This is a genomic window from Micromonospora sp. NPDC002296 (assembly GCF_040296145.1).
Taxonomy (GTDB): domain Bacteria; phylum Actinomycetota; class Actinomycetes; order Mycobacteriales; family Micromonosporaceae; genus Micromonospora.
The window spans coordinates 41,012-59,547 of the sequence record NZ_JBEOWQ010000011.1 but is presented as its reverse complement, the minus strand read 5'-3'; the positions used below and the strand labels follow the sequence as shown (position 1 = coordinate 59,547).

At 72.1% G+C, this 18,536-nt stretch carries 19 protein-coding genes; 2 read left to right on the top strand and 17 right to left on the bottom strand.

The window, feature by feature from the left end; all coding sequences use genetic code 11:
* Positions 1-11 precede the first annotated feature (11 nt).
* The 11 genes from ABT023_RS12050 to ABT023_RS12000 form a co-directional block, all read right to left on the bottom strand.
* Positions 12-296 (bottom strand): F0F1 ATP synthase subunit epsilon, encoded by a 285-nt coding sequence (locus ABT023_RS12050; protein ID WP_350884447.1) that lies wholly within the window; start codon positions 294-296, stop codon positions 12-14.
* A 103-nt stretch (positions 297-399) separates the two neighbouring features.
* A complete protein-coding gene (locus ABT023_RS12045; RefSeq protein ID WP_350884445.1) occupies positions 400-1,545 on the bottom strand; it encodes an LCP family protein in 1,146 nt (381 codons plus the stop codon).
* A gap of 213 nt (positions 1,546-1,758) precedes the next feature.
* The gene (gene atpD, locus ABT023_RS12040) at positions 1,759-3,210 is read right to left on the bottom strand and encodes a F0F1 ATP synthase subunit beta (protein ID WP_350884444.1); all 1,452 of its coding nucleotides are present in this window, start codon (positions 3,208-3,210) and stop codon (positions 1,759-1,761) included.
* Complete coding sequence (locus ABT023_RS12035; protein ID WP_350884443.1) at positions 3,210-4,139, bottom strand: F0F1 ATP synthase subunit gamma; 930 nt, start codon at positions 4,137-4,139, stop codon at positions 3,210-3,212. The genes atpD and ABT023_RS12035 overlap by 1 nt, the downstream gene beginning before the upstream one ends.
* Positions 4,140-4,148: 9 nt before the next feature.
* Positions 4,149-5,789, bottom strand: coding sequence for a F0F1 ATP synthase subunit alpha (atpA, locus tag ABT023_RS12030; protein WP_350884441.1), 1,641 nt, complete (start codon positions 5,787-5,789; stop codon positions 4,149-4,151).
* Positions 5,790-5,894: 105 nt separating this feature from the next.
* Complete coding sequence (locus tag ABT023_RS12025; protein WP_350884439.1) at positions 5,895-6,716, bottom strand: F0F1 ATP synthase subunit delta; 822 nt, start codon at positions 6,714-6,716, stop codon at positions 5,895-5,897.
* Complete coding sequence (locus ABT023_RS12020) at positions 6,716-7,255, bottom strand: F0F1 ATP synthase subunit B (RefSeq protein WP_350884437.1); 540 nt, start codon at positions 7,253-7,255, stop codon at positions 6,716-6,718. The genes ABT023_RS12025 and ABT023_RS12020 overlap by 1 nt, the downstream gene beginning before the upstream one ends.
* 30 nt (positions 7,256-7,285) lie before the next feature.
* Entirely contained in the window at positions 7,286-7,519 is a 234-nt protein-coding gene (locus ABT023_RS12015; RefSeq protein ID WP_350884435.1) for an ATP synthase subunit C-like protein, read from the bottom strand.
* A 68-nt stretch (positions 7,520-7,587) separates the two neighbouring features.
* Positions 7,588-8,385: a F0F1 ATP synthase subunit A gene (gene atpB / locus ABT023_RS12010; RefSeq protein WP_350884434.1), complete on the bottom strand. Its 798-nt coding sequence runs from the start codon at positions 8,383-8,385 to the stop codon at positions 7,588-7,590.
* An 11-nt stretch (positions 8,386-8,396) separates the two neighbouring features.
* Positions 8,397-8,633, bottom strand: coding sequence for an AtpZ/AtpI family protein (locus tag ABT023_RS12005; RefSeq protein ID WP_350884432.1), 237 nt, complete (start codon positions 8,631-8,633; stop codon positions 8,397-8,399).
* 182 nt (positions 8,634-8,815) lie between these two features.
* Positions 8,816-9,247, bottom strand: a complete 432-nt coding sequence (locus tag ABT023_RS12000; protein WP_350884430.1) for a hypothetical protein — start codon at positions 9,245-9,247, stop codon at positions 8,816-8,818.
* Between the two features lie 137 nt (positions 9,248-9,384).
* Between ABT023_RS12000 and ABT023_RS11995 the strand changes: the two genes are divergently transcribed.
* Positions 9,385-10,854, top strand: a complete 1,470-nt coding sequence (locus tag ABT023_RS11995) for an SDR family oxidoreductase (RefSeq protein WP_350884428.1) — start codon at positions 9,385-9,387, stop codon at positions 10,852-10,854.
* An 18-nt stretch (positions 10,855-10,872) separates the two neighbouring features.
* Here ABT023_RS11995 and ABT023_RS11990 read toward each other — a convergent pair whose 3' ends face one another.
* The 4 genes from ABT023_RS11990 to prmC form a co-directional block, all read right to left on the bottom strand.
* Positions 10,873-12,990, bottom strand: a complete 2,118-nt coding sequence (locus ABT023_RS11990; RefSeq protein ID WP_350884426.1) for a transglycosylase domain-containing protein — start codon at positions 12,988-12,990, stop codon at positions 10,873-10,875.
* A 198-nt stretch (positions 12,991-13,188) separates the two neighbouring features.
* Entirely contained in the window at positions 13,189-13,800 is a 612-nt protein-coding gene (locus ABT023_RS11985; RefSeq protein ID WP_350884425.1) for an arsenate reductase/protein-tyrosine-phosphatase family protein, read from the bottom strand.
* Positions 13,801-14,466 carry an L-threonylcarbamoyladenylate synthase gene (locus ABT023_RS11980; RefSeq protein WP_502890653.1) on the bottom strand — a complete coding sequence of 222 codons (666 nt, stop codon included), beginning with the start codon at positions 14,464-14,466 and terminating at the stop codon, positions 13,801-13,803.
* Positions 14,445-15,446, bottom strand: a complete 1,002-nt coding sequence (prmC, locus tag ABT023_RS11975; protein WP_350884423.1) for a peptide chain release factor N(5)-glutamine methyltransferase — start codon at positions 15,444-15,446, stop codon at positions 14,445-14,447. Before prmC ends, ABT023_RS11980 begins: the two co-directional genes overlap by 22 nt.
* Before the next feature lie 73 nt (positions 15,447-15,519).
* Here prmC and ABT023_RS11970 point away from each other — a divergent pair, with 73 nt between their 5' ends.
* On the top strand, positions 15,520-17,070 hold the full coding sequence (locus tag ABT023_RS11970) for a GGDEF domain-containing protein (RefSeq protein WP_350884421.1): 1,551 nt from the start codon (positions 15,520-15,522) through the stop codon (positions 17,068-17,070).
* Positions 17,071-17,094: 24 nt separating this feature from the next.
* On the opposite strand, the gene prfA is transcribed toward ABT023_RS11970, so the two are convergent.
* Together prfA and rpmE are read right to left on the bottom strand one after the other, a co-directional pair.
* The gene (gene prfA, locus ABT023_RS11965; RefSeq protein ID WP_350884419.1) at positions 17,095-18,183 is read right to left on the bottom strand and encodes a peptide chain release factor 1; all 1,089 of its coding nucleotides are present in this window, start codon (positions 18,181-18,183) and stop codon (positions 17,095-17,097) included.
* 115 nt (positions 18,184-18,298) lie between these two features.
* Positions 18,299-18,523 carry a 50S ribosomal protein L31 gene (gene rpmE, locus ABT023_RS11960; RefSeq protein ID WP_117665559.1) on the bottom strand — a complete coding sequence of 75 codons (225 nt, stop codon included), beginning with the start codon at positions 18,521-18,523 and terminating at the stop codon, positions 18,299-18,301.
* Positions 18,524-18,536 lie beyond the last annotated feature (13 nt).

Genomic DNA, 18,536 nt, shown 5'->3' with positions numbered 1-18,536 from the left:
GAGGGGTCGGCTCAGCGGCTCTGCGAGGCGGAGACCGGGGTGGCGCTCTCGGCGAGCACGGTGACACCCTCGCTGCTCACGGAGAGGAAACCACCGGCCACCTCGTACGAGACCTGCTCGCCACCGGCCAGCTTGATCCGGACCTGGCCGGGCTCGGCGAGCTGGCCCAGCAGGGGCGCGTGCCCCGGCAGCACACCCAGCTCACCCTCGGTCGTCCGGGCGACGACCATCTCGGCCTCACCGGACCAGACCTTCTCCTCGACGGCTACGAGCTCGACGTGAAGCTGCTTTGCCACGCTGTCTCCTTGCTGCGGCGGCGGATTGTCGAAAGTCTAGTCGCGCCCCCCGAAGACGCCGAACGCGGGTGGCGTAAGCTGCGCCACCCGCGCCCGGACCGCGCTACTTCGTCTTGTTGCGGAAGTCCGGATGCTCCAGCAGGAACGCGTCCAGTTGCTCCTTCTCCAGGGCGGTGAAGAAGTCCTCGGCCTCGGGCCGCAGCCGTTCCCCCCGGTACGCCGACCCGGTGCCGATGTTCTCCCCCGGCAGCTTGATCAGCTCGACGCTGTCGGCGCGCATGGACTTGAGGGCGATCGCGAAGTCGATCACGCTGTTGCCCCGCCCGTTGAAGATCAGCGACTGCCCGGCGGCCCGGATCACCTTGTCCAGCATGATCGGGTTGGTCACCACGTCGGCGCTGAACGCCTGGTTGACCATCGCCTTGATGAACTGCTGCTGATGGCGCTGCCGGCCGTAGTCGGCGTCCGGGACGCCGTTCTTCGGGTACCGTTGCCGGACGTAGTCCAGCGCCTGCCAGCCGCTGAGATGCTGGTTGCCCTTCTTGTACACCGCCTGGGGGCCGATGTAGCCATCGCCGTAGGGATTGCCCTTGCGGTGCACCCCGCTCGGCTCGCGGTGCTCGGAGCGCACCTCGCGCTCGATGTACATGTCGACGCCGCCCATCGCGTCGACGATCTTCTGGAAGCCGGTGAAGTTGATGATCGCGCCGCCGTCGAAGCGCTCGATCCCGGTCACCTGCTGCACGGTCTTGGCCAGCAGCTCGAAGCCGCGGGCGGCGTCGGGGTTCTGGCCCGGCACCCGGCTGCCGTACGACATCGCGGCGTTGAGCTTGTCGGTGCCGCCGTGGAACTCCGCCTTGCTGAACTTCGGGATCTCGACCCGCAGGTCGCGGGGCAGTGAGAAGAGGTACGCCCGGTCCAGCTCGGTCGACACGTGCAGCACCATGACCGAGTCCGCCAGCGGCGGGGTCTCCGGCTCGCGCGGGTCGATGCCCACCAGCAGGATGTTGAGGGGGCCCTTGATGTCGCTCTTGCGCTCCTGGGCGCCCGCGGCCTGGTCGCCGAACAGGTCGCCCTTGCCGACCGCGCCCTCGTACCGGGACATCAGCGCCTCGTAGCCCACCAGCACCGCGCCGCTGAGCAGCATGAGCACGGCGCCGAACACCGTGCACATCCGCGCCCACCTCGGCACGCCAGACCACACCGACGGCTTCTTCCCGCCGTCCTTGCCGGCCTTACCCACGAGCATCTCCGTTCGTCACGCCCACGAAGAGGAGACGGGCGCACGCAGCCGAAAGGTTGCAGTATTTGTCACTCGCCGGGGGACGGCGTGGAACGACGGTACCCCGCCCACGACGCAACCACCGGCTCGGCAACCGGACAGCGGAGATCATAGGGCCTTGAATGCCGCGAGGACCGCCCCGGTAGCTGCCGGGGCGGTCCTCGCGGGTGTGACGGTCGTCTACTTCATCAGCTCCGCGGCCTTCTGCTCCAGGTCCTGGAGACCACCGCACATGAAGAAGGCCTGCTCGGGGAAGTGGTCGTACTCGCCCTCGCTGATCTTCTTGAACGCCTCGATGGTCTCGGCGATCGGGACCGTCGAACCCGGCACGCCGGTGAACTGCTCGGCGGCGTAGGTGTTCTGCGACAGGAAGCGCTCGATCCGCCGCGCGCGCTGCACGGTGATCTTGTCTTCCTCGGAGAGCTCCTCGATGCCGAGGATGGCGATGATGTCCTGCAGGTCCTTGTACTTCTGCAGGATCCGCTTCACCTCGGTCGCGACCGCGAAGTGCTCGGCGCCGACGAACTCCGGGGCGAGGATCCGGGACGAGGACGCCAGCGGGTCCACGGCCGGGTAGATGCCCTTGTCGGAGATCGACCGCTCCAGGTTGGTGGTCGCGTCGAGGTGGGCGAACGTGGTGGCCGGGGCGGGGTCGGTGTAGTCGTCCGCCGGCACGTAGATCGCCTGCATCGAGGTGATGGCCTGGCCCCGGACGGAGGTGATCCGCTCCTGGAGCTCGCCCATCTCGTCGGCCAGGGTCGGCTGGTAACCCACGGCGCTCGGCATGCGGCCGAGCAGGGTGGACACCTCGGAACCGGCCTGGGTGAAGCGGAAGATGTTGTCGATGAAGAGCAGCACCTCCTGCTTCTTCACGTCGCGGAAGTACTCCGCCATGGTCAGCGCGGAGAGGGCGACGCGCAGCCGGGTGCCCGGCGGCTCGTCCATCTGGCCGTAGACGAGTGCGGTCTTGTCGATGACGCCGGACTCGGTCATCTCGGCGATGAGGTCGTTGCCCTCACGGGTGCGCTCACCCACCCCGGCGAACACCGACGTACCACCGAAGTTGTTCGCCACGCGGGTGATCATCTCCTGGATGAGCACCGTCTTGCCCACGCCCGCGCCGCCGAACAGGCCGATCTTGCCGCCCTTGACGTACGGGGCGAGCAGGTCGATGACCTTGATGCCGGTCTCCAGCATCTCGGTCTTCGGCTCCAGGTCCGCGAAGGCCGGGGCCTTGCGGTGGATGCCCCAGCGGTCGTCGGCGTTCAGCGTCTCGCCCTCGGTGAGGTTGAGGCACTCGCCGATCGCGTTGAACACGTGGCCCTTGACCGCGTCGCCCACCGGCACGGTGATCGGCGAGCCGGTGTCGCGCACCACGGTGCCGCGGACCAGACCGTCGGTCGGCTGCATCGAGATCGCGCGGATCAGGTTGTCACCCAGGTGCTGGGCGACCTCCAGGGTCAGCGTCTTCTCACCGCCCGACAGCATCACGTTGACGTGCAGGGCGTTGAACAGGGCCGGCATGGCGTCGCGCGGGAACTCGGCGTCGACGACCGGGCCGATGACCCGGACCACGCGACCCGTGGCCGTCTTGGTCTCAGCTGGTCCACCAGCAACTGCGGATACAGTCATCACACTTCACTTCCCGACGCGGCGAGCGCGTTCGCGCCGCCGACGATCTCGCTGATCTCCTGGGTGATCCCGGCCTGGCGGGCCGAGTTCATCTCGCGCGTGTACTTCTCGATCATCTCTTCGGCGTTGTCGGTGGCGCTCTTCATCGCCCGCCGCCGGGCCGCCGACTCGCTCGCCGCCGACTCCAGCAACGCCGCGTAGATCCGCGTGTTGATGTACTTCGGCAGCAGCGCGTCGAGCAGCGACTCCGCCTCCGGCTCGAACTCGTACGCCGGGAGCAGGCCCTCCGACCGCGGCCGGTCCTCGACCTGCATCGGGCCGATGATCTTCGCGACCGGCGTCTGGGTCATCAGGGAGTGGAACTCGGTGTAGACGATGTGCAACTCGTCGACCCCCAGCACCCCGTCCGCCCCGGCGCCGCCGTCCACGTCGTCCGCGCCGGCGGTGAACGCCTTGATCAGCGTCTCACCCACCTCGCGGGCGTCGGCGAACGTCGGCTGCTCCGAGAAGCCCGTCCAGTTCGCCGCGATCGGCCAGTCCCGGAACCGGTAGAACGCGACGCCCTTGCGGCCGATGACGTAGAGCACGGGCTCCTTGCCCTCGGCGCGCAGGCGGGCGATCAGCGACTGTGCCTTCTTGATCGCGCTGGAGCTGTAACCGCCGGCCAGGCCCCGGTCGCTGGTTACCAGCAGGACGCCCGCCCGCCGCACCCGCTCGCGCGGGGTGAGCAGCGGGTGGTCGATCCGGGCGTTGGACGCCAGCGCGGTGAGCACGCCGGTGATGGCCTGGGCGTACGGCAGGGACGCCTGCACCCGGGCCTGGGCCTTGGCGATCCGGCTCGTCGCCACGAGCTCCATCGCCTTGGTGATCTTCTTCATCCCCTTCGCCGAGCGAATCCGTTGACGAAGAACGCGTACCTGGGCCGCCATGAGTCAGCCCTACTGCTTCTCGGCGTTGCCGTGGTAGCGGGTCACCGTCTCGCGGCTCTGCTCGCCCTCCAGCGGCGCGGCGGGGGCCTCGTTGATCCGGGGCTCGTCCTCCTTGCCCAGGAACGTCTGCTTGAAGCTCGCGATGGCCTGGTCGAGGGTGGAGATCACCTCGTCGTCCCACTTGCTGTCGGCGATCGCCGCGAGGGTGCCCTCGTGCTTGTGCCGCAGGTACTGGAGGAACTCCGACTCGAAGCGGCGGACCTCGCCGACCGGGATGTCGTCGAGCTTGCCCTCGACGCCGGCCCAGACGGTGACGACCTGCTCCTGCACCGGGTACGGCGAGTAGTTCGGCTGCTTGAGCAGCTCGACCAGGCGGGAACCGCGGTCCAGCTGGGCCCGGGAGGTCTTGTCCAGGTCGGAGGCGAAGGCGGCGAACGCCTCCAGCTCACGGAACTGGGCCAGGTTGAGCCGGAGGGAACCCGAGACCTTCTTCATCGGCTTCACCTGGGCGGCGCCGCCGACCCGGGAGACCGAGGTGCCGACGTTGATGGCCGGCCGGACGCCCTGGTTGAACAGGTCCGTCTCCAGGAAGATCTGGCCGTCGGTGATGGAGATGACGTTCGTCGGGATGAAGGCCGAGATGTCGTTGGCCTTCGTCTCGATGATCGGCAGGCCGGTCATCGAGCCGCCACCCAGCTCGTCGGAGAGCTTCGCGCAGCGCTCCAGCAGGCGGGAGTGCAGGTAGAAGACGTCACCCGGGTACGCCTCGCGGCCCGGCGGACGGCGCAGCAGCAGCGACACGGCCCGGTACGCCTCGGCCTGCTTGCTCAGGTCGTCGAAGACGATCAGGACGTGCTTGCCGCCGTACATCCAGTGCTGCCCGATGGACGAGCCGGTGTACGGGGCCAGGTACTTGAAGCCGGCCGGGTCGGACGCCGGGGAGGCGACGATGGTGGTGTACTCCAGCGCGCCCGCCTCCTCCAGGATGCCCTTGATCGAGGCGATCGTGGAGGCCTTCTGGCCGATGGCGACGTAGATGCAGCGGACCTGCTTCTTCGGGTCGCCGGAGCGCCAGTTGTCCCGCTGGTTGAGGATGGTGTCCAACGCGACCGTGGTCTTGCCGGTCTTCCGGTCACCGATGATCAGCTGCCGCTGGCCCCGGCCGATCGGGGTCATGGCGTCGATCGCCTTGATACCGGTCTGCAGCGGCTCCACGACGGACTGCCGGGACATCACGTTCGGGGCCTGGAGCTCCAGCTCGCGGAAGCCCTCGTTGGCGATGTCGCCGAGGCCGTCGATCGACTGGCCGAGCGCGTTGACCACGCGACCGAGGAAGGCGTCGCCGACCGGCACGGAGAGCACCCGACCGGTGCGCTTGACGCGCTGGCCCTCTTCGAGCTTCGCGGAGTCACCGAGAACGACGACGCCGATCTCCCGGACGTCGAGGTTCAGCGCCACGCCGAGCGTGCCGTCCTCGAACTCCAGGAGCTCGTTGGTCATGGTCGAGGGCAGGCCCTCGACGTGGGCGATGCCGTCGCCGGTGTCGGCGACGGTGCCGACCTCCTCGCGGGAGACGTCGGGCGAGTAGGAGGAGACGTAGCGCTCCAGGGCGCCGCGGATCTCCTCCGTCGAGATGGTCAGCTCGGCCATCCTCTGCTTCCTTAAGTTTCAGGGGCCCGGGGATACCTAGTACCGACCGGTCCGAATGGCGTCTGTCAATCCGGGCGCTTCGCGGAGTGTGTCAGCGGGCGCCGGTCAGCGCTTCGCGAGCGCGTTGCGGGTCTCGTTGAGGCGGCGCAGGACGGTGCCGTCGTAAAGGTCGGAGCCGACCCGGACGCTGACGCCGCCGAGGATCGTGGGGTCCACCGTCTGCTTGACGGAAACCTCTCGACCGTACATCGCGGAGAGGCGGGCACCGAGCCGGCGCTCGTCCTCGTCACTCAACGGGGCCGCCACGGTCACGTACGCGACCTGCCGGTCCCGCCGGTCGGCGGTGAGCTCGACCAGCCGGGTGACCGAACCGGTGAAGGACCGCCCGCCGAACCCGTCCAACGCCACCTCGACGAGGCGGACGGTGATCGGGCTGGCCTTGCCGGTCAGCAGCTCGCGGACCAGCGCGGCCCGCCGCTCGACCGGGGTGACCGGGTCGGACAGCGCCGCCGAGAGCGCGGGCTGGCCGGCGACCACCTGGCCGAAGCGGAACAGCTCGTCCTCGACCTCGCCCAGGTCGCCGGACGCGTCGGCGCTGGCCAGCAGCGCCTCCACGCCCAGTCGCTCGGTGCCGTCGAGCAGTTCCGACGGCGCCGACCACCGGCCGGACGCCAGCCCGGTGAGCAGGTCGAGCGCGCCCGCGCCGACCTTCCCCCGGAGCATGTCGCCGAGCAGCCCGGCGCGGTCCGCGCCCGGCCGGGCCGGATCGGACAGCGCCCGGCGCAGCCGCGGCTCGCGCCGCAGCAGGCCGGCGACGGCGAGCAGGTCGTCGGCGGTGGCGGCCACCGCCGACGGCTCCGCACCCCGCGCGTACGCCGCCAGGCGCTCGGTCGCGGCCCGGTACGACTCCCGGCTGGCGGCCTGCATCAGCGGGCCCCCGTGCTCTCGAGGCCGCTGAGGAACCGGTCGACGGTGCCCTTGCGGCGGGCCTCGTCCGCCAGCGACTCACCGACGATCTTGCTGGCCAGGTCGACCGCGATCGTGCCGACCTCCGTGCGCAGCTCGCGCACGATGGTGGCCCGCTCGGCGGCGAGCTGCTCCTTGCCGGCCGCGATGATCCGGTCGGACTCCTCCCGCGCCTTGGCGAGGATGTCCTGGCGGATGCCCTCGGCGTCGGCCCGGGCGTCGTCCCGGATCCGGGCGGCGTCGTTACGCGCCTCGGCGAGCTGCGCGCGGTACTGCTCAAGGAGCTGGTTGGCCTCGGCCTGGGCGGCCTCGGCGCGCTTGATACCGCCCTCGATCGCGTCCACCCGGGCCTGGAACGTCTGCTCCATGCGGGGGAAGACGAACTTCATCAGCACGAAGCAGAGCACGGCGAAGGCGACGGACCCAACCACGATCTCCTGCCAGATCGGGATGATCGGGTTGTGCGTCGACTCACCACCCTCAGCGGCGAGGAAGAACATGGAAGACCTCCCGGTCGAAGGGGGGCGGGATTAGAGCTGGCCCTGCCAGATGAAGCCGAACGCGATGCCCAGCAGCGCGAGCGCCTCGATGACGGCGAAGCCGATCCAGACGTACGGCAGGGTCATCTTGGACGACTCCGGCTGACGGGCCGTCGACTGGATGTAGGCGGCGAAGACCAGGCCGACACCGATGCCCGGGCCGATGGCCGCGAGACCGTAGCCGATGGCGGCGGTGCTGCCCTCTACCGCGGCGTAGATGTCCATTAGTGGGTTCCTCCTGGTTATCACGCGTGACGGTCACGCGGGACGACAACTGGTTGGTGCGAGGTGGATCAGTGCTCGTCGGCGAGCGCGCCCTGCACGTAGCTGGCGCTGAGCACCGTGAAGACGTAGGCCTGGAGGCAGATCACCAGGAACTCGAGGAAGGTGAGCGCGATGGTCATCACCCAGGACAGCACCGAGACCGGGGCCAGCCAGGCGTTGGCGCTCAGCATCGCGAAGCCGCCGAGCGTGAAGACCAGCAGGAGCATGTGACCGGCGAACATGTTCGCGAAAAGACGGACGGCCAGCGAGAACGGCCGGACCAGGAAGGTCGAGAAGAGCTCGATCGGGATCAGCAGCGGCAGGATGTACCACGGCGCCGGCGGGATCAGCGAGTTCTTGAAGTACTTCACGAAGCCGTGCTTGCGGATGCCGATGTAGTTGAACAGCCCGTAGCTGATCAACGCCAGGAAGGCCGGGAACGCGATGTGCGAGTTCGGCGAGATCTGGAAGAACGGCAGGATCGCGAAGAAGTTCGTCAGCAGGACGAAGCAGAAGAGCGTGGTGAAGTACGGCGCGAACCGCACCCCCGCGTGCCCGATCATGTCGACGGCGATGTTGTTCCGCACGAAGCCGTAGATCGACTCGGCGAGCCACTGCTTCTTCGTCGGCACGAGCTGCGGCTTCCGGTACGTGACCAGGAAGAAGATGATCAGGATGCCGACGGCGACCCAGACCATGGCCGTGATCTTGGTGAACCAGTACGAGTCGTGCGCACCCCAGGGAAGGATGCTGGGCAGGTAGAAATCGTCCACGCTGGGTGGGAATGCTGCCTCGCCCTGTGCCAGGACGTTCGCCTGTCCGAACACCGCGTCCCTTCCTAAGTAGGCGTGCCGAGCCGGCGGACGACCAGGATGATCCCCCCGGCCATGCCGAGCACGACGCCGATCCCGGTGGCGATGCCGCCGGTGTCGAGCCACTGGTCGACCAGCCAGCCGATGAAGCCCCAGACGAGCATGCCCCCGATGAGGTACGAGAGCGCGGTCCAACCCTGGCCGGCGCCGGTCGGTATGTCGTCCGGGCCGCCGCTGGGTCGGGGGGTTTGGTCACCAGCCATGACGGGGCGAACGATATCAGTCGGGAAAACGAGGCTGTGCCTCACCCCCCGCACAACCGTCGTTGTGTGGGTGCCGGGCGGGCAGTTCGTCTGGGGGCACGGTACTCCCCTTCCGCCACCGAGAGAATGACCGGCATCGGACACATTCGCGCGTCGCGCCGAGCAGTGGGACGCCGGCGGCGTCAGGCCCTGGTCCGGCGCGTGTGGACCGTGCTGATCCACCAGATGTGCGCGCCGGTCCAGACCACCACGCCGACGGCGATGCCGAGGCAGAGCGGGAGCAGCCCGGCCCACCCGGTCGACGCGACCGCCACCATCACACCACCCAGGAGGGTGAACTTGGCGGCGTAGAGGCCGAGCCCGAACGGCAGCACGAGCTGCGGGTTCCGCGCGTCCGCCCAGGCCAGTACCACCGTGGTGAGGGTGTAGCTGACCACCGTGACGGCCACCCCGGCGGCCACGCCGAGCGCCGCGTCGGCGCCGCCGAGGACGCCGCCGGCCACCGCGCCGAGCGCCGCCACCACGGCGGAGACGACCAGCAGCACCGGCAGGTGGCGCAGCCGCCAGCCGCGGTCGTCGGCCAGCTGCGCCGCGTCCGCCCCGCGCTCAGCCACGGGGGTACGCCGGGAAGGCGGCGACCGGCTCGGCGACCTCCGGATCGGCGGCGCTGAGCTGCTCGAAGTCCGGCCTGCGGAGGGTGCTCGTCGCGTTCTTCACAACGAGGAAGTCTATGGGCCGCACACTGGGGGCTGTGAGATGCCTTGTCACGGGTGCGACCGGGTACATCGGCGGGCGACTCGCGCCCCGGCTGCTGGCGGACGGGCACCAGGTGCGCTGCCTGGCCCGCAGGGCCGGCCGGCTGCGCGACGTGCCGTGGGCGTCGCGGGTCGAGATCGCCGAGGGCGACCTGCGCGGGCCGGAGACCCTGCCGGCCGCGTTCGCGGGCGTGGACGTCGCGTACTACCTGGTGCACTCACTCGGTCAGGCCGGCTTCGAGGCGGCCGACCGGGAGGCCGCAGCCAACTTCGCGGCCGCGGCCCGCGCCGCGGGCGTACGCCGGATCGTCTACCTCGGTGGGCCGGAGCCGAACGCCGACGGCGAGGTCTCGTCGCCGCACCTGCGGTCCCGGGCGGAGGTGGCGCGGATCCTGCTGGCCAGCGGTGTGCCGACGGCGGTGCTCCGGGCAGCGGTGATCATCGGGTCCGGCTCGGCCTCGTTCGAGATGCTGCGCCACCTCACCGAGCGGCTGCCCGTGATGGTCACCCCGCGCTGGGTGCGCAACCGGATCCAGCCGATCGCCGTCCGGGACGTGCTGCGCTACCTGGCGGGCTGCGCCGCGCTGCCGCCGGAGGTCAACCGGGCCTTCGACATCGGCGGCCCGGACGTGCTCACCTTCCAGGACATGATGCGGCGCTACGCCCGGGTGGCCGGGCTGCCCCGGCGGCTCATCGTCCCGGTGCGGCCGCTGACCCCGGCGCTCTCCTCGCACTGGGTCGGGCTGATCACTCCGGTGCCGAGCGCCATCGCCCGGCCGCTGGTGCAGAGCCTGGTCCAGGAGGCGGTGGCCCACGAGCACGACATCGCCCGGTACGTCCCCGACCCGCCGGGCGGGCTGACCGGCTTCGACGAGTCCGTCGCGCTGGCGCTGGCGAAGGTCCGCGACGCCGAGGTGGAGACCCGCTGGTCCACCGCGAGCGGGCCGGACGCCCCGGCCGAGCCGCTGCCCAGCGACCCGGCGTGGTCCGGCGGCACCGTCTACACCGACGAGCGGGAACGGGCCGTGGCCGCCCCGGCGGACGCGCTGTGGCGGGTGATCGAGGGGGTCGGTGGGGAGCACGGCTGGTACTCGTTCCCGCTGGCCTGGTCGGTGCGCGGGTGGCTGGACCGGCTGATCGGCGGGGTGGGGCTGCGCCGGGGCAGGCGCGACCCGCACCGCCTCCAGGTCGGCGAGGCGCTGGACTTCTGGCGGGTCGAGGAGATCGTCCCGGGCGAGCTGCTGCGGCTGCGCGCCGAGATGCGGCTGCCCGGCCGGGCCTGGCTGGAGATGCGCGTCGAGCCCGGCGAGGCCGGCGCGAGCCGCTACGTCCAGCGCGCGGTCTTCCTCCCGCGTGGCCTGGCCGGTCACGCCTACTGGGGCTCGGTCTTCCCGTTCCACGCGATCGTCTTCGGCGGCATGGCCCGCAACATCGCCCGCAACGCCGAACGCCCCGCCCCTGACTGACCCACGTCGGTCCTGACGTCAGTCGCCGGTACGGGCGCCCGTGACGCGGAAGGCGACCGACTCGCCGGGCGGGACGAAGTCACGGACCGGCTCGTCCCGGAGGGCGTCGTACAGGGTTCTGCCGACGACGTCGACCAGGCGGGCCTGGACCGGCTTGCCGACCGCGTCGCGCGGGTCGTCGGGGTTAGCCGCGATCGAGGCGACGGCGAGCTGCGGGGTGAAGGCCACGACGGTCTCCGTCCCGTTCCCGTCCGAGCTGCCGGTCTTGCCCGCCACCGGCCGGCCGAGCCGGGAGCGCAGGTCGGCGGCGGTGCCGCCGGCGCAGCGGCGGTACATCGACTGGTCGCCGACCGGGCAGCGGGCGGCGTCGGCCGCGCCCCGGGCCACGTCGACGTCGAGCACCTGCCGGCAGTCCGGGCGGCCGGCGGCGGCCGCCCGGCCATCCCTGTCGGTGATCGACAACACCGGCATGGGCGCGCACCACCTGCCCTCCGCGGCCACCGCGGCGTACGCACCGGCCAGGTCGAGCGGGGTGGTGGCGGTGACCCCCAGGGTGAACGGCCCCCACTCCCGCGCGCCGTACCGGGCCATCCGGGCGTCGGACTCGGCGCGGAACCGGATGCCGAGCCGCTCGGCCATCTCCACCACCCGGTCCGCGCCCACCCGCTCGGTCAGCCAGGCGAAGTAGGTGTTCACCGAGCGGCCGAAGGCGTCCCACATGGTGCGGTGGCCGTCCATCCCGACGGGATCGGCGTTGACCGGGCACCACCGGCCGTCGCATTCGGCGGAGCCGCCGGAGATCGGGAACCGGGTGACGATGCGGGACGGGGAGTCGAACGCGGTGTCCAGCGGCAGGCCGGCCTCCAGCGCGGCCAGCACGGCGAAGATCTTGAACGTCGAGCCCGCCTGGTAGCCGGTGATCGCCCCGCCCCCGGCGACGAGCTGGTTGACCGTGTTCGGGCGGTTCTCCCAGCCCGGCGGGTTCTCGGCCACGCCGTAGTTCCGGTTCACCGCCAGGGCGAGGACCCGCCCGGTGCCCGGCTGCACCACCGCGGTCGGCGCGGCTCGGCGGTCGTTGACCTCGTACACCTTCCGCACCTGCTCGGTGGCGGTCCGCTGCACGGCCGGGTCGAGCGAGGCGACGATCCGGAAGCCACCGCGGCGCAGGGTGCGCTGCCGCTCGTCGACCGTGGCGCCGAAGGCCGGCTGCTCGCTCCACCAACGGGTGAACCAGTCGCAGAAGAATCCCCAGTCCTCGTGCCCCTTCGGAACGGCCGCGCAGTCGTTCGGCGTCGTGCTGGTCCTCAGCGTCAACGGCTCGGCCCGCGCCGCCGCGGCCACGTCGGGCGCGACCTGGCCGGTCTCGACCAGCCGGTCCAGCACGTACGCCCGGCGCAGCAGCGCCGCGTCGGCGTCGCCGTTGATCGGGTCGTCGGTGTTCGGCGAGCGGACCAGCCCGGCGAGCAGGGCCGCCTCGGCGAGGGTGAGCTTCGCCGGCGGCTTCGAGAAGTACCGCTTGCTGGCGGCGGCCACCCCGTACGCCCCGGCGCCGAAGTAGGCGATGTTGAGGTACCCGCCGAGGATCTGCTCCTTGCTCAGCTTCTGTTCCAGCGCCAGGGCGTACCGCATCTCCTTGAGCTTGCGGGCGAGGGTGATCTCGGTGGCCTTGGCCCGTTCCTCCTCGGTCAGCCCCGGGTCGCTGGCCAGCACGTTGCGCACGTACTGCATGGTCAGCGTGGAAGCGCCCTGCCGGGTGCCGTCGCGCTGGTTGGCGGTGAACGCCCGGACCACGCCCCGCGCGTCGACGCCCCGGTGCTGGTGGAAGCGGACGTCCTCGGCGGCGACGATGGCCTGGCGCATCACCGGCGCCACCTCGCTCAGCGGCACGTCCACCCGGTCCTCGGTGTAGAACGAGGTGATCAGGGTGGTGCCGTCGTTGGCGTAGAGGTTGGAGCGCTGGGCCGTGGGCGGCGTGCGCAGCGACTCCGGCAGCTCGGACCAGGGCTCGGTGAGCCCCCGCACGCCGATCCCGAAGACCAGGGCGGCCGGCAGGGCCGCCACGGCCAGTGCCAGCCCGGCGAGCACCCCGGCGATCACGATGGTCATCAGCTTGTCAAGACGGCGGACCCGGATCATCAGCTCTCCCCGCAGGAGCCAGCGTGCGAACCCGTTCAGAATGACCCGGAAGCCACCAGGCACCCCCGGTTTTCCCCAAAGGGGGACAAGTTTCGCGAGAAAAGCACGCGACGCGCCGCAGGACGCGCGGGACGGCCGACTTGACGCGCGGGACGCGCGGCCGGCCGGGTGGGTGGCGGTAGGCGGGCGGGGCGGGCGTCAGGGCAACAGGGCGACGGCCAACGGGTGGACGGTCTCCTCGATCTCGTCGGCCACCCGGCTGAAGCACTGGTCGCCCCGCCCCCACGGGTCGTCGAGGTCGTCGGTGCGCAGCGGGGACGTGCCCTGCCTGGCTGCGTGCGCGGCGGCGACCAGGGCCACCCCGCGCGCGTACACCGCGTCGGGGCCGGACTCGGCGGCCGGCAGCGCGGCGGCGTCCACCGCCGCCAGCAGCCGGCCGAACTCGCCGAGCACGAAGGTGCGGGCGGCGGCGTCGGGGCGCAGCGCCACCACGTACTCCTGCTGGTCGGCGGTGGCGGTGAGGACCAGGTCGGCGGCGTCGATCTGGTCGGAGCGCAGCTTGCGCGCGGCGAAGCCGTCGACGTCGCCGCCCCGGGAGAGCACCTGCCGGGCGGCCGGCGGGTTCATCTCCTCCCCCGCGTGCCAGCCGCCGGTGCCGGCGCTGTGGCTGTGCAGCAGCCCGTCCGCGCCGGCCGGGTCGACGCCGCGCCGGGTCAGCCGCTCGCGGACGGCCAGCGCCAACAGCCGCTCCGCCATCGGCGAGCGGCAGATGTTGCCCATGCAGACGTGCAGGACGGTGAACGGCGGCACTCAGCCCACCCGGCTCTCAACGATGTCGGGCACGACGTCCCGCAGCTTGTCGAACGGGATCGCCCCGGCGCGCAGCACCCGGGGCACCTCGCCGGTGAGGTCGACGATGGTGCTCGGCACCGGGTCCGGGCAGGGCCCGGCCTCCAGATACGCCCGGACGGCGTAGCCGAGCTGCTCACGGGCCGCCTCGGCGGTGACCGTCGTCGGCTGGCCGAGCTTGTTGGCCGACGCCACCGCCATCGGGCCGGTCTCCCGCAGCACCTCCAGGGCCACCGGGTGCAGCGGCATCCGCACGGCGACCGTGCCGCCGGCGTCGCCCAGGTCCCACGACAGGCTCGGCGAGTGCTCGACCACGATGGTCAGCGCGCCCGGCCAGAACGCCTCGACCAGGTCGCGGGCCGCCCGGGGCAGCGTGAAGACCAGCCCGTCGAGGGTGTGCCGGGAGCCGATCAGCACCGACGACGTCTGCCGGGTGCCGCCCTTGGCGTCCGAGAGGGCCTTGACGGCGTACGGCGTGAAGGCGTCGGCGCCGATCCCGTAGACCGTGTCCGTCGGCAGGACGACCAGCTCGCCGTTCTTGACAGCCTCGATGGCAGCGGCGATGCCGCGGTCCCGGTCGGCGGGCGACCGGCAGTCGTAGAGCATCACGATGAGCCAGTCTGCCACGCCCGGGGCCCGTCGGTGTCCTCGGCGTGACCAGGTGCCACGGGCACGGACTCCCGGCGGCGGCGGGCGGTGGCGAACCGGGGCCGTCCGGCCAGGTCCCGGTGCTCCTCCACCGCCTCGTACCGGCCGTCGGCGGCGAGCAGCGCCGGCAGCACCGCGCCGTGCGTGTCGTCGTGCTCGACCCCGAGCACCCCGCCGGGGCGCAGCAGCTCGGCGGCCCGGGCGAGCACCGGCCGGATCACGTCCAGCCCGTCCGCCCCGCCGAAGACCGCCTCGTCCGGGTCGTGCGCCGCCACCTCGGGCGGAACGAGCACCGCGCGCGGCACGTACGGCGGGTTGCACAGCAGCACGTCCACCCGCCCGGCCAGCCCGGCCAGCAGCTCCGGGTCGGTGACGTCGGCGGCCACCACCTCGATCGGCCGGTCCCCGGCGGCGGCCCGGTCGGCGGCGTTGCGGCGCAGCCAGGCCAGCGCGGCCGGCGACCGCTCCACCGCCACCACCCGGGCGGCGGGCGCCTCCTGGGCGACCGCGAGGGCGACCGCGCCCGACCCGCTGCACAGGTCGACCACCAGCGGCCCGTCGCCCGCCCCGGCCGTCTCGCCCGCCCCGGGCCGCAGCCGGGCCTGGTCGACGCCCCAGCCGGCGAGCAGCTCCGTCTCCGGTCGGGGCACGAAGACGCCCGGCCCGACCGCCAGCTCCAGGTGCCGGAAACCGGCGCTGCCGGTGAGGTGCTGCAACGGCTCCCTGGTCGCCCGGCGGGCGACCAGGGCGTCGTACCGGTCGAGCTGGCCGGCGGTGAGGCCGTCGGCCAGCGCCAGCCGCCCCCGGGGCACGCCCAGCACGTGCGCGGCGAGCAGCTCGGCCTCGGCGCGGGACGCCGCGACGCCGGCCGCGGCGAGGGTCCGGGCGGCGCGGGCAACCGCCACCGAGGGCCGAAGCCGTTCTGACCCTTCGGACGGGTGTTGCGGAAGGGAGGTCACGACATAATCATGAAGCGTCGCCGGAGCGCGCCACGAGCTGGTGCGTCGGCGCACACCGACAGGGAGGTCGCGGGTGGGCTGGCTCGACCGGGTCAACGACCAGGTTGACGCCCTCACCCGGGCCCGCACCCTGCAGGAGGTGGACCGCTCCGCCGAGGCGTGCACCCTCCTCGACGGGGTGGCGGGCAGCACCACCGACCCGCACGCCCGGGCGGACGCGCTGATCCAGCGCCTCTCCGCGTTGATCAATCTCGGCCGCACCGCCGAGTTCACCCGGGCCATCGAGGAGGCGTCCGCCGCCGTGCGGGACCTGCCCGAGCCATACCTGCACGGGCACCTCAACGCGCTGGCCGCGCTCGCCGCCCACCACCAGGGGGCGCTCGACCGGTGCGTCACCCACCTGGTCAAGGCCGCGCGGGCGCTCGGCGCGGTGGACGACCCGGACCGGGACACCGCGTGGGGCTGGCACGACCTGGCGATGGCCTACTCGTACCTGAGCTTCCACGGGTACGCCCTCGGCGCCATCGAACGCGCCCGCCAGCTCGGGGTCGCCGCCGGCATCCCCGAGGAGACCTTCGCCGCCCCCGGGATCCGGCTGCGCAACGCGGTGGCCCTCGACCACAACGGCGACAGTGACGGCTGCCTGCGGGTGCTCCGGGACGTCGCCTCCGACCTGGGCCGGTTCCTGCGCGGCGAGCGGGCCGGCCAGCTGCGGCCGAGCAGCCTCGCCGCGTACGGCTACGCCGCCGCCCGGCGGGCGGCGCTGGGCGACCGGGTGGAATGCGGCACCGACGCGGACCCGGCGCGGCTGCTCGCGCACGGCGGGGACAGCGCGCGGGCCCGGGACATGCGCCAGCTCGGCCAGGTGTGCCTGGCCATCGCCACCGGCAACCCGATCGAGGCGGTCACCCGGCTGGACACCGCCCGGGTCTCCCACGAGACCCTCGGCGCCGCCGAGTCGGCGCGGCTGCGCAGCATCGCGTACGGGCGGGCCGGCGACCACCCGGCGGCACACCGGGCCGACCGGCACGCGTTCCGGCTCGCCGCCCAGCGCAACGACCGGCTGCGGGACGTCTACATCGACGGCATCGCCGCCCGGATCGACCACGAGGAGATGCGCCGCGAGGCGGCCCGGTACGAGGGCGAGGCGCTCACCGACCCGCTGACCGGGCTGCCCAACCGGCGCCGGCTGGAGCGCTACATCGCGGCGGTGGTGGCCCGCGGCGAGCGGGTGGTGATCGGCGTCTGCGACCTGGACAACTTCAAGGCGGTCAACACCCGGCACGGCCACCACTCCGGCGACCTGGTCCTCCAGCGCGTCGCCGGAGTGATCAACCGGGTGATGCGCCGGGGTGACTTCGTGGCCCGCTACGGCGGCGACGAGTTCGTGGTGGTGCTGTCGGGCGCCGGGATGTCCGAGGCGGCCGAGGTGGCCCGCCGGATCAAGGCGGCGGTGGGCACGGAGGACTGGGAGTCGCTGGTGCCCGGCACCCCGGTCGGGGTCAGCATCGGCTTCGCCGAGGTGAGCGGCTCCGGCGCGGGCCTGCGCGACGCGCTCGGCACGGCGTTCGAGACCGCCGACCGGGAGATGCTCGCCGCCAAGACCCGCTCTCGCGCCTCCTGAACCCGGGGACGGTTCAGGGACCGGTCAGCGGCGGGTCAGCTCGGTGTCGCCGGCCAGTCGGGCAGCGCGGTCGGCCTCGGCGAGGGCGTCCAGCACGCCGTCCAGCTCACCGGCGAGGGCCAGGTCGAGGTTGTACGCCGTGTAGCCGATCCGGTGGTCGGTGATCCGGTTCTGCGGGAAGTTGTACGTGCGGATCCGCTCCGAGCGGTCCACCGTGCGCACCTGCGCCTTGCGGGCGTCCGAGGCGGCGGCGTCGGCCTGCTCCTGGGCGGCGGCCAGCAGCCGGGCCCGCATGATGCGCATCGCCTGCTCCCGGTTCTGGAGCTGGGACTTCTCGTTCTGACAGGAGACCACGATTCCGGTCGGCACGTGGGTGATCCGCACCGCCGAGTCGGTGGTGTTCACCGACTGCCCACCGGGCCCGGACGAGCGGAACACGTCGATCCGGAGGTCGTTCGGGTCGATGGTGACGTCCACGTCCTCCGCCTCGGGCAGCACCAGGACCCCGGCGGCACTGGTGTGGATGCGCCCCTGCGACTCGGTGACCGGGACGCGCTGCACCCGGTGCACACCGCCCTCCCACTTGAGCCGGGACCAGACCCCGTTGCCGCCCTCCGGGACGCCCTTGGTCTTGATCGCCAGCGAGACGTCCTTCACCCCGCCCAGGTCGGAGTCCTGCGCGTCGATCACCTCGGTGAGCCACCCGTGCCGCTCGGCGTACCGGGTGTACATCCGCAGCAGGTCGCCGGCGAACAGGGCGGACTCCTCGCCGCCCTCGCCGGCCTTGATCTCGACGATCACGTCCTTGGCGTCGTGCGGGTCGCGCGGGATCAGCAGCTCGGCGAGGCGTTCCTCCAGCGCCGGCAGTCCGGCGGCGATCGACTCCGCCTCGGCCGCGAAGGACGGGTCCTCGGCGGCCAGTTCCCTCGCCGCGACCAGGTCGGCGCGGGCCTGCTCCAGCTCGCCGGCCGCCTTGTTCAGCGGCACCAGCTCGGCGTACCGGCGGCCGACCCGGCGGGCGGTGCCCTGGTCGGCGTGGATGGCCGGGTCCGCGAGGCGCTTCTCCAGCTCGGCGTACTCGTCGAGGAGGGCGGCCAGCCGCTCACTGCTCATGCTCGGGGTGCTCCTTCGACGACGAGGACCGGCCGGGGACGGTGACCCGGACGGGGGGCAATACGGACAGCGCCCGCGCCCGGCAGGAAGCCGGACGCGGGCGCCGAACGTGGAGCTACTTGGCCTTCTTGGCCTGAACCTTGGCGTACTTCTGCTGGAACTTGGCGACCCGGCCGGCCGTGTCGAGAACGCGCTGCTTACCGGTGTAGAACGGGTGGCAGGCGCTGCAGGTCTCGACGTGGATGGAACCGCCCTTGGCGGTGCTGCGGGTCGTGAAGGTGCTACCGCAGGAGCAGCTGACCTCGGTGGTCGTGTACTCCGGGTGGATGTTTGACTTCATGTCGCCTCGGTCC